The following is a 14,541-nucleotide window of genomic DNA, read 5'->3' as shown; positions in this document are numbered from 1 at the left end:
GCCTATCTCCTGACCACCCGCCTCTTAGCCCCGCCCATGGCAGCCATCTGCTGCTTCATGATGACTCCCTGGCGCTCCAGGTGGAACTGGAGCCACATCTCGCCGTAGACCTTCATCTTCATCTTCTTTGTCTCCTGGAGCGACTCCAGGTTCGTCTTCAGTTTCTCGTCGCCGGGAAGCTTCTTGAGCCCCCGCTCCAGAACCGCCTTCGCCTGGCCGATGTCGTCGCACTCGGTCCAGCAGTAGGCATAGAGCGCCCAGAGGAGCGACTCCTTGGGGGACCACTGGACCGCTTTCTCGAAAGTCTCCTTCATCTTGTCGCGCTTGTTCCGCTTCATGTAGCTGACGGCCAGCATTCCCATGGTGACCCAGTTCTTGGCAAAGGACTTTTCCAGGTAGGGAAACGCGGTGGAGAAATCCCGCTTCAGGTAGTAGATCATCCCGATCTGGGAGTTGATCTGTCCCTCCACGTACATCTGCCACTTGGCATACTTGAATGCCTCCTTCAGCTCGCGGATGGCCTTGTCTACCCGCTGGGCCTGTATGTCGCGGTTGGCAGTCTCCATGATCACCAGGATCTTCTTCATGACAATCCGGGAAATGAGGAGGAATGAGGCGCCGAAGAGGACGAGGCCCACGAGGATTGCCCACCACCAGGACGAAGGCCCTGCAACGAGGAAAATGATGAGTATCGAGGCAAGTGCGATGCCGCCGGAAATCAGAAAATTATACATGAAATAGTCAGTCCTTTCGTGCTGGGTGGAGCGTGGTGCCCATTAACCCTTGTCGTTGCCGCCGGACACCGGCACCATGGAACCCTTCTTCTCCACGTACTTTGCAACGATGATCCGCTTGCCGGGGCGGAGCGCCATCTTATCCTTCAGGTTGTTCCAGGCGGTAAGGATGCGGGATGAGATATTGAATTTCTTCGAAAGCGACGTGAGGGTGTCGCCCTTTTTCACGGTATAGTACTTGTTGAACTCCTTGGAGCTCTCCTTGCGGGGAGCCTCAGCCTTCGCGGTCCGAACCTCCGGCTCTTTCTCAGCTGCAACCGGCACAAGGAGGGTCCGCCCCCGCACCTTGGCGGTGACCTTCAGCTTGTTAACCTCGGCCAGGGTATGGGGGGTGGTGCCGTAACGGTGGGCAATCGCCGCGAGGGTGTCCTTCCTCTTGGCCCGGTAACGGGCGTAGACTACCCGCTCGGCGTAACGCTGGTCCTCGGAGAGCTGCGCATAGGCCTGCTCGAAGACCTTTCTTTTCCCCTTGGGAATCTTCAGCTCGTAGCCGGGGTAGCCCGGCGGGGTGCACCAGCGGCGCAGCTCAGGATTCAGCTCCTTGACAACCTGATAGTCCACATTGCAGAGCTTCGCCGCCACCTCCAGATCGGTGCGCGAGGGGATGGCAACCGTGTCGAACTCGATGGGGGGGAGGTAGGCTACATCAGCGAAGCCGTAGCGGGCCGGCTCCTTGGCGATGATGGCCGCGGCCAGGAGTTTAGGCACATACTCCTTGGTCTCCCGCTTCAGGTACGACCCCTTGGAGATCTCCCAGAAGTCACGCGTATTGTACCGATCGATGGCTCGCAGGATCTTGTTCTCCCCCGCGTTGTATCCCGCCGCCGCCAGGTACCAGTCGTTGTTGAACATGGCGTAGAGCTCTTTGAGGTACAGAGCGGCCGCCACCGTAGACTTCAGAGGGTCCCGCCGCTCGTCGATCCACTGGTCGATCCGCAGGTCGTACCGCTTGCCGGTGCCGGAGATGAACTGCCACGGCCCCACGGCGCTCGCCACCGACACGGCATGGGGGGTGAAGCCGCTCTCGATCATGGCCAGGTAGACCAGATCCTCGGGAAGTTCGTGCTTCTTCAGAACCTCCTTCATCATCGGAATGTAGCGTTCGGAACGGGAAAGCCACTTGGCAAAGCCCTTGCGGCCGGAAGTCTGGAAGTAGCGGATGAAGTACTCCACCTGGCCGTTGAGGGTAAGGGGTATGTCCGAATCGGGGAGCGGCTCTTCGGGGAGCTTCAGCTCAAAGTCGCCATCGGAGGCGAGCTGATCCTCGATGACAATCAACTCGCCCATGGACGGATCGGGGTATCCGGATCTGCGGCCGGAACTGCCGGCTGCTTCACCCTTCGACCGGGAGTCGAACCCCGCGGGAACAACACCCGAGAGGTCCGGGAGCGAGGCGGTATTGCCCAGCGCAGCCAGTTCCTTGAGGGGTGAGAGGCGGGTTTCCGATGCCCGGGCGGGGAATACCGGCAAGAGACTTATGGACAGGAGGAGCAGTGCTTTTTTCATGGGGGAATACCTTCCGCGCATGGCCAAGGCGGCCGGATGTGGGAAGTCGGTGCCGGATGGAGGGGGCAGTATAGGTGATTAGGGCGACGGTGTCAAGGTGGGGGGGGTGAAGGCCAGAAACGGCGCTCCATCTCCTGGAGGAGCGATTCGAGGCTTGCCTGATCGACGGCGCTGACGGTGATGGCATTGAAGCGGCGAGCCAGTTGGCGGACCTTCATGAAGTCGAGGGGACTCTTCTTCTTGAGCTCCGGCAGCAGATCCACCTTGTTGAAGACCATGAGCCGTTGCTTGTCCCCCAGCTTCAGCTCCTCCAGAATCGTCTCCACCTGGTGGATCTGCTCATCCACGCGAGGGTTGGCGCAGTCGACAAGATGGAGCAGCAAATCCGCATCCTGCAACTCCTCCAGGGTCGCCTTGAAGGCCCCCATGAGGGACTTGGGGAGAGAGCGGATGAAGCCCACCGTATCAGTGATGATGACCTCCCGCTCCCGGGGAAAGCGGAGCCGGCGGGTCGAGGTGTCGAGGGTGGCGAAGAGGAGGTTTTCAGTGAATACCTGGCTCCGGGTGAGGGCATTGAGAAGTGTCGACTTGCCAGCATTGGTGTAGCCGACGATGGAGACGATGGGGAGCCCGGCCCGCACCCGCTTCTGGCGGCGCTGCTGGCGCCCCCGGGAGAGCTCCTCCAACTCCCGCTCCAGCTTGGCGATCCGGTCGCGGATCCGCCGCCGGTCCGTTTCGAGCTTCGTCTCGCCGGGACCCCGGCCGCCGATCCCCCCCATGAGGCGCGACATCTGCACCCCCCGTCCGGTAAGGCGCGGCAGGATGTATTTCAGCTGGGCCAGTTCCACCTGGACCTTTCCGTCGAGGCTCGTGGCCCGGCGGGCAAAGATGTCGAGGATGAGCTGGCTCCGGTCGATGACCTTGAGCTCGGTCATCTCGGAGATGGAGCGGACCTGGGCAGGGGAGAGCTCCTGGTCGAAGATGAGGATCGTGGCACCCAGCTGGAGCGCCCGGATCACCACCTCCCGCATCTTCCCCTCACCCATGAGGTAGCGGGGGTTGAACTGCCGGGGGCGTTGGATCACCGCATCGAGGACGGCAACCCCGGCGGTGCGGGCCAGCTCCTTGAGCTCCTCAAGGGAGTCTTCGGCTTCCTCCCGGGACTGCTTCGTGACGGAGATGAGAATCGCCCGCTCCCCCGCCGCCGCAACTTCTCGGGCCTCGGTGGCGACAGCCTTCTCCAGCTCCCGTTCCAGGTGTGACACGAAGAAACCGAAGTCCATCCGGAAGGTGGCAAGAGGCTGGGACGCCTCCACCCGGTAGGGGTGGACAGCGCCGACGACGGCAGTGAGGGCGGCGGTCTGGATGGCAACGCGGCGGTCGTCGGGGTGGAGCTGGAGGATCGCCATGAGGTCGAAGCGCAGGAGCGCCAGGTCAGTCAGGTCGTCCTCGGAGAAGGACTCTCCCTTGAGGTGGGTGTGAATGTAGCGTAGCCCCCGCAGCAAGCGGCGCCCCAGGGGATAGTCGGAGAGCTCGGGGATGAAGATCCCTCTCTCGTCGCCGACGATCACGTACTCTACGGCTCCGTGACGGTCAATGAGAACACCGATCTGCCGCCGGATCTCCCGCGAGATCTCAATCATCCTCCCTGCCAGCTCGGTGGTAAGGAGCTCGTCGGGGGGGACGCGGCGCCGGTAGAGCCGCTCCAGCGATGCGATCTGGTTCGGTTTCAGGCCGATGAGGTTGCCGTGCAGCTGCTTGATATTCGTTCTCCGCCTTTCCCGGTCCCGGATCCCCGGTCCCGGTTCGTTACAGCCCGATGATGTTATAGCCGCTGTCCACGAAGTGGACCTCGCCGGAGACACCGCTCGAAAGGGAGCTTGCCAGGTAGACGGCCGCCCCGGCCACCTCCTCCTGGGTTATATTGCGGCGAAGCGGCGCCTTTTCGGCCACATGACCGGCAATCTGATTGAATCCCCCCACGCCGGCCGAAGCCAGGGTCTTCAAGGGTCCGGCCGAAATGGCGTTGACCCTGATGGCATCCCCCCCCACCGCCTCTGCCAAGTACCTGACACTCATCTCCAGGGCCGCCTTGGCTACCCCCATGACATTGTAGCTCGGGAAAACCTTCTGGCCCCCATAGTAGGTGAGCGTGATGGCGCTCCCTCCCTTCCCCGCCATAAGGGGATGGGCCTCCTTCATGAGGGCGATGAGGGAATAGGCGCTGACATCCAGGGCAAGGGCAAACCCCTCGCGGGTTGTATTAAGGAATGAGCCCTTCAGCTCCTCCTTGCTGCCAAAGGCGATCGAATGGACGAGGGTGTCAATTCCGCCCCACGCTTTTTCTATCTCGGCGAAGACATCCTTTATTTCTGCGTCGTTCCGCACATCACAGGGGAGCACGAGCGATGCCCCAATGCTCTCCGCCAGAGGAATAACCCGCTTTGCCACCGTCTCGTTGGCGTAGGTTACGGCCAGCTCGGCCCCCTCGCGCCGGAACGCCTGGGCAATGGCCCACGCGATGCTCTTCTCATTGGCGATGCCAAAAATGGCCGCCTTCTTGCCGTCCAATAGACCCATTACAGATTCCTCCTGAAAAACAGAGACGGCGCATCATGGCGCCATCCTTCGTGCTGACCGTGCGTGGCGAATCCGGGGGCCGGCCGCAGCGGCCCGGTGATTCGGCGTGGAGTATCTTCCTTTGCCGACACGGCGCCGGAAGAACTGAAGGATAGTAATAAAAAAACCTTTTTTTGGCAAGACATATGGGGTATTTGGTGGCAAACTACACAAAGAGGTGAGCACCATGGTCGACACGTTCAATGAGGTCATCGAGGGGAGCGAGCGCCTGAGCGGCCTTGCCGACGTGGATGAAGTCGTAAAGGACCTGTCCCGGCTCCTCAAGAAGCTCGTCAAGAGCCGGTGGATCGCCGTCTACTTCTTCGACCGGGAGCGGCGAGATTTCGCCCCGGCCCGCAGCTATGGCCTCCCGTCCCGCTTTGTCCCCGTCTTCCGGGAGATGCCCCTCGTTCCCGACAAGATCCCCCTTCTCAAGGGGATGCTCCGCAAGAAGCAGCATCTGCTCCTGTCCGACCCCGGCGCATCGGACCTCCTCCCCCCCAAACTGAGGAAACTTCTGCGGAACCTGACGCTCCTGGCGGTGCCGATGGTGGCCCGCAATCAGGTTATCGGCGCGGTCTTCGTCGCCCGGACCAGGGAGCTTCCCCCCTTCTCCCCGGACGAAGTGGCGGTAATCCGCGACATGGTCTCACACGCGGCCCTGATCGTTTCCCACATCCAGATCTTCGATGAATCCCTCGACATGGCCCTGGACCTTGCGGGGCGCATCGACGTGATCCTCACCCTCGACGAGATCAACAAAGCGATCTCCTCGTCCCTCTCCCGCGACAAAATCCTGGGAACCGCCATGGAGCACGTGGAGCGGATAACCCGGTGCGAGTTCGTAGCAATCCTCCAGGTGGAGGGGAACGAGCTGGCGGTCATGGCATCCCACGCGGGGGAGCTTCCGGTTCCCGACGCCCTGCGCACCGGCGCGCGGCTCCCCCGGGGGCGCTGTGCCGCCTGGAACGCCTACCGGAACCGGCGAAGCACGAGTGTAGTCTACATGGAAAAGGCCGAGAGCCTGGCCGCCGTGGACCGGGCCCTCTACTCCCTCGGCATCCGGTCGGTTCTGGCCATCCCGCTGGTGGTCAGGGACGAGGTAAAGGGGGTGCTGCTCCTGGGTGATACGGAGGCGGGGAAATTCGCCCGTGGAGAAACCTTCACCATCGAGAAGATCGCCTCCCAGATGGCGGTTGCCCTGGAAAACGCGCGGCTCTACGAGGACATGCGAAGCCTCTTCATCAACACCGTGGCAAGCCTTGCCAACGCCATCGACGCCAAGAGCCCCTGGACCAAGGGGCATTCGGAGCGGGTCATGCACATCGCGGCCCGCATCGCCAAGGAAATGGGTCTCTCGGAACTGGAAGTGGAGCGGGTACGGCTCGGCGGCCTCCTCCACGACATCGGCAAGATCGGGGTAATCGAAGCGGTCCTCGAAAAGCCGGCGGTCCTCTCCGATGACGAATTCCCTCCGCTGCGGGCCCACCCTGAAAAAGGGGTCGCCATCCTTTCCCCCATCGCACAGCTTAACGACATTCTCCCCGCCATCCTCCACCACCACGAGCGATATGACGGAGGAGGCTATCCGACGGGGTTGAAGGAGGAGGAAATCCCCCTTGCGGCGCGGATCGTGGCGGTGGCCGACTCCTTCGACGCCATGGTATCGGAGCGGCCCTACAAGAAGGGGTATTCCATCAGCGAGGCAATCGCCGAGTTGCGCAGAGGGGCCGGGGACCAGTTCGATCCCAAGGTGGTGGAGTGCTTCGCCCGTTACGTGGAACGGACCATGGGGAGGGAACTCTACGCGATCTTTCCGCAAGCGTTCCGGAAGGTGTCGGGAGAATAGTGCGATCCCGTGCCCAGGCCTTTCATGGCTGGTCACTCTCCCGAAGCCGTTCTTCGATGGCGGCGAGCCTCCGGTCGATGGACTCCAGAAGGGCGTGGTTCTGCGCCACTTTCTCCTTCACGGCATAGAGCACGAACGGCATGACGAGCCAGATGACCGTCAGGAACAGGCCGAGGATCGACATCATCACCATGAAGCCACCAACGATTTCCATGCTCTCCCCCTTTAAACCTTCGCCTTTCAACGCGGAACACCGCACACAATCGGCTCCCAAAGGGTAATTCCCGCCGCGCCAAATGTCAATTGCCGCGGCTTGACACCCCCATCCTCCGCGGGAGATTTTCCTTGCCTTTTTCGCCCCCCGTGGTACCATGCTTAAATTTTAAGCACACCATCGTCCACGCGAAGAATTATCATCAATGCTCAAACCTATAAGCATCGGCTCTCTGACACTGGCTAACAACCTGATCCTCGCCCCCATGGCGGGGATCACGAACCTCCCCTTCCGGCTTCTGGCCCGGAGAGAGGGGGCAAGCCTCTGCTTCACCGAGATGGTGAGCGTAAACGGCCTCGTGCGGGAAGGGCGCAAGACCTTCGAGCTTCTGCGGAGCGTGACGGAGGACCGCCCCCTCGGCATCCAGCTTTTCGGCGACGACCCGCAGCTTCTGGCCGAAGGGGCGAGGATGGTGGAGGAGCACGGCGACCTCATCGACATCAACATGGGGTGCCCGGTCAAGAAGGTGGTCGGCACCGGCGCCGGCAGCGCCCTGTTGCGGGAGCCGGCAAAGGTCCGGGCCATCATCCGCGAGACGCGCCGTGCCACGCGCCTCCCCCTCACGGTCAAGATCCGCAGCGGCTGGGCCTGTGACGAGGCCAACTTCCTGGAAATAGCCCGGATTGCCGAGGATGAAGGGTGCGACGCCATCTCTCTCCACCCCCGGAGTCGGTCCCAGATGTTCGAGGGGCACGCCGACTGGCGCAAGATCGCGGAGATGAAGCTGAGCGTGACGATCCCCGTGATCGGCAGCGGCGACCTCTTCACCGCCTCCGACGTCACCGCCATGCTGGCCGAAACCGGCTGCGACGGGGTCATGGTGGCCCGGGGCGCCTTGGGGAATCCGTGGATCTTCAGTCAGGCCCTCGCCATGCTCGACGGCAGGGAGCCGGCCCCCCCCGCCCCCGAAGAGCGGCTCCGGGCCGCGCTCCGGCACCTGGAGCTCTTCACGGAGCTGAGCGGCGAGCGGGTGGCCCTGCGGGAGATGCGCAAGCACTTCGGCTGGTATTCCCACGGGTTGGCCGGTGCGGCCCAGTTCCGCAAGGCCGTCAACATCATCGAGGGCAAGGAGGCCCTGCTCGAAGCGCTGCACCGCTTCTTCGCGCCGGAGGCGCCATGAGCACGGAAAACACCAACGAAGCGTTCTTTGCCACCATCATCGACAGCGTCGGCGACGGGGTCATCGTCATCGATCTGGAGGGGCGGGTCACCCTCATGAACCCAGCGGCCGAGGAGATCACCGCCGTCTCACGGCGCCAGGCCCTGGGACACCCCTTCGCGACGCTTTTCGGCAGCAAGGAGATCCTGCTGGAGATGGTCGCGAAAACCTCCGCCACCGGCATGACTATTTCCGACCACGAGAACATCGTCATCAAGAAAGCGAAGCATCTGACGCCTGTCGCCGCCACCACCTTCCCGCTCCTGCTTCAGAACGGTGAGCCCATCGGCACCATCCTCATGCTGCGGGACCTGACGAACATCCGTGAGCTGGAGGATGCGGTGCGCCACGCCGACCGGCTCTCCACTCTCGGCACCCTGGCGGCGGGCCTGGCCCACGAGATCAAGAACCCCCTGGGAGGGATCAAGGGGGCGGCCCAGCTCCTGGAGATGGAACTCCCCCCCGACAGCGAGCTGCGGGACAACGTCCGGATCGTGGTCAGGGAGGTGGACCGGGTAAACCGGATCGTTGAGGAGCTCCTGGCGCTGGCATCGCCCCGGAAGCTCCAGCTCTCCAGGGTGAACCTCCACAAGGTGCTCGGCGACATCATCACCCTAAGAAAGCGGGCATCCGAAGGAAAAACCGTCACGTTTCAACAACAGTTCGATCCGAGCATCCCTCCTATCCTGGCCGACGAGGGGCTCCTGACCCAACTCTTCCTGAACCTGATCAAGAACGCCGTGGAGGCGGTGGAGGAGCGGGGGTCCATCCGGGTCGCGAGCCGGGTCATCTCCGACTACAGCATGACCCAGAAGGGGGAGCGGCGCTCACGCATGGTGGCCATCGATGTCTGCGACGACGGCCCCGGCATCCCGAAGGAACAGATCGAGCAGCTCTTCACCCCCTTCTTCACCACCAAGGCGAAGGGAACGGGGCTTGGCCTCGCCATCTGCCAGAAGATCGTCTCCGAACACCGGGGAATGCTCAAAGTAGAATCGGACCCTGGCAAGGGGACGACGCTCACGGTGATGCTGCCGTTGATACAGTAAATTAACAGGCTCCTTCAGCCTTCAGCCGAGGTTTTATTATGCTACTCAACCGCATACTGGTTGCCGACGACGAAGAAAGCATGCGCTGGGTCCTCTCCAAGGCCCTGCGGAAAAAGGGATTCACCGTGGATCTCGCCCGGGACGGGGAGGAGGCCCTGCGCCTCATCCAGTCCGGCGACTACGACCTGGCGATCCTCGACATCAAGATGCCCGGCATCTCGGGGCTGGACCTCCTGGACAGGGTCAAAGAGCTGAAAAGCGACCTCCTTGTGGTGATCATGACCGCCGAGGCGAGCATGAAGAACGCCGTGGAGGCCATGAAGCGGGGGGCCTACGACTACATCACCAAGCCCTTCGACCTGGACGTGATCGATGCCATCATCGAGAAGGTGAACCGGGCGCGGGAACTCACCTCCCAGATGTCGATCCTCAAGGAAGAGCTCAAGGATCGCTATCTTCTGGAGAAGAACATCGTCGGCAACTCCCCGGCCATGCGGGATGTCTACAAGACCATCGGCAAGGTGGCTCCCAGCGACGTGACGGTGCTGGTCCAGGGGGAATCGGGAACCGGCAAGGAGCTCATCGCCCGGGCCATCCACTTCAACTCCAAGCGGTTCGGCAAGCCTTTCATCGCCCTCAACTGCGCGGCGATCCCCAAGGAACTGCTTGAGAGCGAGCTCTTCGGCTTCGAGAAGGGGGCCTTCACCGGCGCCGTGGAGCGCAAGCTCGGCAAGTTCGAGCAGGCCAACGGCGGCACCATCTTCCTGGACGAGATCGGCGACATGCCTCTGGACCTCCAGGCGAAGATCCTGCGGGTCCTCCAGGAGAAGGAGGTGACCCGCACCGGCGGAAGCCAGAACATCGCCGTGGATGTGCGGATCGTGGCGGCCACCAACCAGAACCTGGAGGAGCTGGCCCGCGCCAAGCAGTTCCGGGAGGACCTCTACTACCGCCTGAACGTGGTGCCGATCCAGCTGGTACCCCTGCGGGAGCGCAAGGAGGACATCCCGGCCCTGGTGGAGTACTTCCTCCACAAGACCTGCGCCGAACTGGAGGTACCCGGCAGGACCTGCTCCCCCGAGACCATGGCGCTCCTCACCGCCTACTCCTGGCCCGGCAACGTGCGGGAACTGGAAAACACCATCAAGCGGGCCGTGATCCTCTCCTCGGACCCGCTCCTCACCCCGGCCGACTTTCCGGGACTCCGCATCCAGCGCACCGGCGAGGCCGTGGCCACCGACGAGCTATCGCTGGAGGCCCTGGTCGACATGAAGCTTCGGGCAAGCCTCACCAACCTGGACAAGATGGAGACTGGCGACATCTACAACCTGGTCCTCAAGCAGATCGAGCGCCCCCTCATCCGCTTCGTCCTGGAAAAGACCCGGGGGAACCAGGTGAAGGGGGCCGACATCCTCGGCATCAACCGTAACACGCTTCGCAAAAAGATTCAGGAACTGGGGATCGAAATCAGGAAGGACTGAAAGGAGGAATCACCGTATGGGCATCATGGACACGTTTTTTCTCGATCGCAACCAGGCGGTACTCGTCGTCGTGGACGTGCAGGAGAAGCTCTGCATGGCCATGGACCAGGAGGTCTTGGCGCAGCTCACGAAGAACACCGGCATCCTCCTGGAGGCCGCCAAAGAGCTCGGCATCCCGGTGGTGGCCACGGAGCAGTACGTGAAGGGGCTCGGCTGCACCCTGCCGGAGCTGCGCCAGCAGTTCGAGGGGACCGCCTACGAGAAGATGACCTTCAGCTGCTGCGGCGACGAGGCCTTCCTGAACCGGCTGGCCGAACTGGGGCGGAAGCAGGTGATCGTCACCGGCATGGAGACCCACGTCTGCGTCCTCCAGACGGTCCTGGAGCTTCGGGAGCGGGGGTACCACGTCCACCTGGTGAAGGACGCGGTCATGAGCCGCAGGAAGGGGAACTGGAAAGTGGCCCTCAATACCGCCGCCATGGCCGGCGCCGCCATCACCTCCACCGAGGCAGCCCTCTTCCAGCTGCTGCGGGTGGCCGGGACCGAGGAGTTCAAGAAGCTGTCGAAGCTCGTGAGATAAACAAACGAATCACAGCCGTCATAATGAAAGGAGCCGCCCCGATCGGGACGGCTCCTTTTTTGTGCTTATGCTTCTATCCGTCGGCCGGTCAGGAAACCAGCCGCCGGGCGATGACATCGTGGTTCAGCCACAGCACCGGTGCCTGGGGGTTCCAGGAATGGTCGAACATGAGGCGTCCCACCACCTGGAAGACCGATTTCGAGAGCTCAGCACAGACAACGTTCTTGGAATCGGCGCTCATGGCCATGAGCTCGTCGGAGACGGTGAGCATGAGGCCCGCCTGCTCGGCGGTGTTGTGGTGGGGCCACTCATCGTAGGTCCCAAAGGGCTTCAGGACCGGCGACGAGAGGTAGGCCTCGGCCCTGGCCAGGAGAGCCTCGAGGGTCTCCCCCTCCTTCAGGAGTCCCTGACAGGCGTCCCAGATTGCCGTGGCGGCAGGGCCGACACCTTCCTTCCGCAGCGCCGCCAGCAGCGGGTAGAGGGAAATCTCAACCCCGAGGAAGAGGGCACTGGAGTTGGTCTGAATTTCGGGAGAGTTGTAGACCGTGGCCTTCACTCCCTCCTGCCAAGCCTTCGTGGCAGCCTCCTCCAGGCGGATCTTGGCCCACCCCTGGAGGTAGGGGGTGTAGGACTGCCAGCGGTACTCGCCGCCGATCAGCACCGCGCAGCCGTGGTAGCCGTAGGCCGAATAGGAGATGCGGCGCCCCGCCCCTTCCACCCGGCTCCGGAGCCCGGCGGTGGCGGCAATGAGGGCGCCGAAGGTGTCAGCGGTCACCTCGTCGAAGGATAGGGAGCAGAGCTGCCCCACGTCGGATATCCAGAAGGGCTCCGACGCCAGGTAGCGGTCGCCCTGCCCCTTGAAGACCCGGTTCAGGATCGGCATGAGGGTCCGGACCCGGGGGATTCCCCCGGCCATGGTGTGGGCCACGAGAACGTTGGCCCCGGCCGGGACGAGCCCTTCGAGCTCCTTCGCGAAGAGGGCCAGGTTCTCCCGGAAGCGGGCGAGCCCCTTCCGGCGCGATTCCTCGATGGCGGCCATGTCGAGCTTCGTCTCCACAACCGTGTCGGGCTTCACCCCCTTGAGGCGGTCAGCGGGGGTAAAGCCATCGGCGGCGGGCTCCAGGTCGAACCCCGCCTCCAGCGGCACGTTGATGATCCTGCCGCCCAGGTTCGCCTCGGCCTCGGCAAGCTCCTCCGGCGTGAGGGGGCGGAGCGGCCCGTTGTTGTCGCGGCGCCCCACGGTGGCGCCGATGATGGTCATGCCGGCCTTCCTGGCCTCGTCGACGATGCCGTTGGCGTAGCCCCGGCCGAAAAGCTCGCCGAAGAGGACAAAGACGTCGCCTTTCCCATAGCCGGCGGCTTCAGGAAGCTGTGCAAGGGGTGTATATGGGGTCATGATTTTCCTCGATTGGTGGTTTTGTAAGGGCGATCCTTGTGATCGCCCTTTTCCATTGGTGCGAGCAGGGCGAATACAGAATACAAGATTCGCCCCTACTCCTTGTCCTCCACGTCCACGATCACGCCGCGCCCGAAACAGACTCCGCGCTTGGAGCTCTTGATGAAGTCCAGGAGATAGCGGACGTCGTCGGTTATATTGAGGGTGCGCTCCGCTTCGGCCAGGGCGTTCTGCATGTTGAGCCCCGAGAGGAAGAGGAGCTTGAAGGCGTTCTTGATGGCCCGGATACGGCCCTGGTCGAAACCGTTGCGCCGCAGCCCCACGATATTCAGTGCCCTCACCGTGTTGGTGTCATCCAGGATACAGAAGGGGGGGACGTCGCGGGTGGAGCGGGACATCCCCCGCATCATGGCGAACTTCCCGATGCGGCAGAACTGGTGCACCGCGCAGTTGCCGGAGATAATGACCCGGTCCTCAACCACCACGTGCCCCGCAAGGAGCACTCCATTGACCAGGATGATGTTGTTTCCCAGCACACAGTTGTGCCCCACATGGGAGTTGACCATGAACAGGTTGTTGTCGCCGATCACCGTCTTGGTCCCCGGCCGGTTCCCCCGGTGGATGGTGGCGCCTTCGCGGATGATGTTGCCGTTGCCGACAATGGTCCAGCTCTCCTCACCCTTGTAGCCGAAGTCCTGGGGGTCGTGGCCCACGATGGCGCCGTAATGGATGACGTTATTCTCACCGATCTGGGTCCAGGGGCCGATCACGGCGTTGGCCATCACTTTCGTACCGGCGCCGATAGAGGATTGATCACCCACGATGACGTTGGCGCCGATCTCCACACCGTCGGCGATGGTGGCAGTGGGGCTTATTTGTGCTGTTGGATGGATGCTAGTAGTCATGACGTTTCTCCAGACTCTCAAACTTGGTGTACTGGCCGTTGAACAGAAGCCTTACTGTTCCGATGGGGCCGTTACGCTGCTTGCCGATGATGATCTCCGCCGTGCCCTTGTCCGGCGTGTCGGGGTTGTAGACCTCATCGCGGTAGATGAACATGATCACGTCGGCATCCTGCTCGATGGCGCCTGATTCGCGCAGGTCGGACATCACCGGGCGCTTGTTCGGTCGCTGCTCCAATGATCGGTTCAACTGCGACAGGGCGATGACCGGAACGCTCAATTCCTTGGCCAGTCCCTTGAGCGAACGTGAAATTTCCGAGATTTCCGTGGCCCGGTTCTCCCCACCTCCCTGACTGGCCGATGACATCAGCTGGAGGTAGTCGATGATGATCAAGCCGAGCTTGCCGCACTGCCTGTGCAACCTGCGCGCCCTGGCGCGCAAGTCGATCGGATTGAGCGCGGGAGTCTCGTCGATGTAAAGCGGCGCTTCGTGCATTTTGCCCAGCGCAAAGGACAAACGGGACCATTCGTCGTCGTTCAGGCGCCCCGTTCGCACGCGATGCGCATCGAGCCGGCCCACCGAGGACAGCATACGCATGGCCAGCTGGGCACCGCCCATTTCCATTGAAAACACAGCGACCGGCAAGCCTACCTCGATCGCCACGTGTTCGCCCATGTTCAGGGCGAACGAAGTCTTCCCCATCGACGGACGCCCGGCGACGATCAGCAGGTCACCCGGCTGCAGTCCCGAAGTGCGCGCATCGAGGTCGTGGTAGCCGGTGGGCACACCGGTGATGTCCGAGGCGTTTTCCCGGTCATGCAGCTCCTGAATACGCTCGACCACTTGCGTCAGCAGCGGATTGATGTGCTGGAAGCCGCTCTGGTGACGAAATCCCGACTCGGCGATGGCAAATACCTTGGCCTCGGCCTCG

13 protein-coding genes are annotated in these 14,541 nt (G+C 62.6%); 5 read left to right on the top strand and 8 right to left on the bottom strand.

Annotated elements, in window-relative coordinates:
* Window positions 1–2: 2 nt before the first annotated feature.
* The 4 genes from RCH91_RS21140 to RCH91_RS21125 all read right to left on the bottom strand — a co-directional run bounded on the left by RCH91_RS21140 (window position 3) and on the right by RCH91_RS21125 (window position 4,880).
* Window positions 3–734, bottom strand: coding sequence for a M48 family metallopeptidase (locus tag RCH91_RS21140; RefSeq protein WP_306537433.1), 732 nt, complete (start codon window positions 732–734; stop codon window positions 3–5).
* A 42-nt stretch (window positions 735–776) separates the two neighbouring features.
* A complete protein-coding gene (locus RCH91_RS21135; protein ID WP_306537431.1) occupies window positions 777–2,300 on the bottom strand; it encodes a lytic transglycosylase domain-containing protein in 1,524 nt (507 codons plus the stop codon).
* 92 nt (window positions 2,301–2,392) lie between these two features.
* Window positions 2,393–3,943: a GTPase HflX gene (gene hflX / locus RCH91_RS21130; protein ID WP_373694421.1), complete on the bottom strand. Its 1,551-nt coding sequence runs from the start codon at window positions 3,941–3,943 to the stop codon at window positions 2,393–2,395.
* A gap of 166 nt (window positions 3,944–4,109) precedes the next feature.
* Window positions 4,110–4,880: an enoyl-ACP reductase gene (locus RCH91_RS21125; RefSeq protein WP_306537429.1), complete on the bottom strand. Its 771-nt coding sequence runs from the start codon at window positions 4,878–4,880 to the stop codon at window positions 4,110–4,112.
* A 226-nt stretch (window positions 4,881–5,106) separates the two neighbouring features.
* Between RCH91_RS21125 and RCH91_RS21120 the strand changes: the two genes are divergently transcribed.
* On the top strand, window positions 5,107–6,768 hold the full coding sequence (locus RCH91_RS21120; protein ID WP_306537427.1) for an HD domain-containing phosphohydrolase: 1,662 nt from the start codon (window positions 5,107–5,109) through the stop codon (window positions 6,766–6,768).
* Window positions 6,769–6,790: 22 nt separating this feature from the next.
* Here RCH91_RS21120 and RCH91_RS21115 read toward each other — a convergent pair whose 3' ends face one another.
* Window positions 6,791–6,982 (bottom strand): hypothetical protein, encoded by a 192-nt coding sequence (locus tag RCH91_RS21115; RefSeq protein WP_306537426.1) that lies wholly within the window; start codon window positions 6,980–6,982, stop codon window positions 6,791–6,793.
* 205 nt (window positions 6,983–7,187) lie between these two features.
* Here RCH91_RS21115 and dusB point away from each other — a divergent pair, with 205 nt between their 5' ends.
* Genes dusB through RCH91_RS21095 form a run of 4 tightly spaced genes read left to right on the top strand, consistent with a single transcriptional unit; the run spans window position 7,188 to window position 11,311 of the window.
* Window positions 7,188–8,162: a tRNA dihydrouridine synthase DusB gene (gene dusB, locus RCH91_RS21110; protein WP_306537424.1), complete on the top strand. Its 975-nt coding sequence runs from the start codon at window positions 7,188–7,190 to the stop codon at window positions 8,160–8,162.
* The gene (locus RCH91_RS21105; RefSeq protein ID WP_306537422.1) at window positions 8,159–9,250 is read left to right on the top strand and encodes a nitrogen regulation protein NR(II); all 1,092 of its coding nucleotides are present in this window, start codon (window positions 8,159–8,161) and stop codon (window positions 9,248–9,250) included. The genes dusB and RCH91_RS21105 overlap by 4 nt, the downstream gene beginning before the upstream one ends.
* Before the next feature lie 38 nt (window positions 9,251–9,288).
* Window positions 9,289–10,731, top strand: coding sequence for a sigma-54 dependent transcriptional regulator (locus tag RCH91_RS21100; RefSeq protein WP_306537420.1), 1,443 nt, complete (start codon window positions 9,289–9,291; stop codon window positions 10,729–10,731).
* Window positions 10,732–10,747: 16 nt separating this feature from the next.
* The gene (locus tag RCH91_RS21095) at window positions 10,748–11,311 is read left to right on the top strand and encodes a hydrolase (protein WP_306537418.1); all 564 of its coding nucleotides are present in this window, start codon (window positions 10,748–10,750) and stop codon (window positions 11,309–11,311) included.
* An 88-nt stretch (window positions 11,312–11,399) separates the two neighbouring features.
* Here the strand turns inward: RCH91_RS21095 and RCH91_RS21090 are convergent, their stop codons facing one another.
* The 3 genes from RCH91_RS21090 to dnaB form a co-directional block, all read right to left on the bottom strand.
* Window positions 11,400–12,707 carry a hypothetical protein gene (locus tag RCH91_RS21090; RefSeq protein WP_306537416.1) on the bottom strand — a complete coding sequence of 436 codons (1,308 nt, stop codon included), beginning with the start codon at window positions 12,705–12,707 and terminating at the stop codon, window positions 11,400–11,402.
* Between the two features lie 95 nt (window positions 12,708–12,802).
* Window positions 12,803–13,612, bottom strand: a complete 810-nt coding sequence (gene lpxA / locus RCH91_RS21085) for an acyl-ACP--UDP-N-acetylglucosamine O-acyltransferase (protein ID WP_306537414.1) — start codon at window positions 13,610–13,612, stop codon at window positions 12,803–12,805.
* Window positions 13,602–14,541 (bottom strand): replicative DNA helicase (dnaB, locus tag RCH91_RS21080; protein WP_306537412.1); only part of this gene is annotated, 940 nt, incomplete at its 5' end. The genes lpxA and dnaB, both read right to left, overlap by 11 nt.

The organism is Geobacter sp. (assembly GCF_030834625.1).
Classification (GTDB): domain Bacteria; phylum Desulfobacterota; class Desulfuromonadia; order Geobacterales; family Geobacteraceae; genus Geobacter.
The sequence above is the reverse complement of the archived record's forward strand: the minus strand, read 5'-3'. Positions and strand labels throughout refer to the sequence as shown.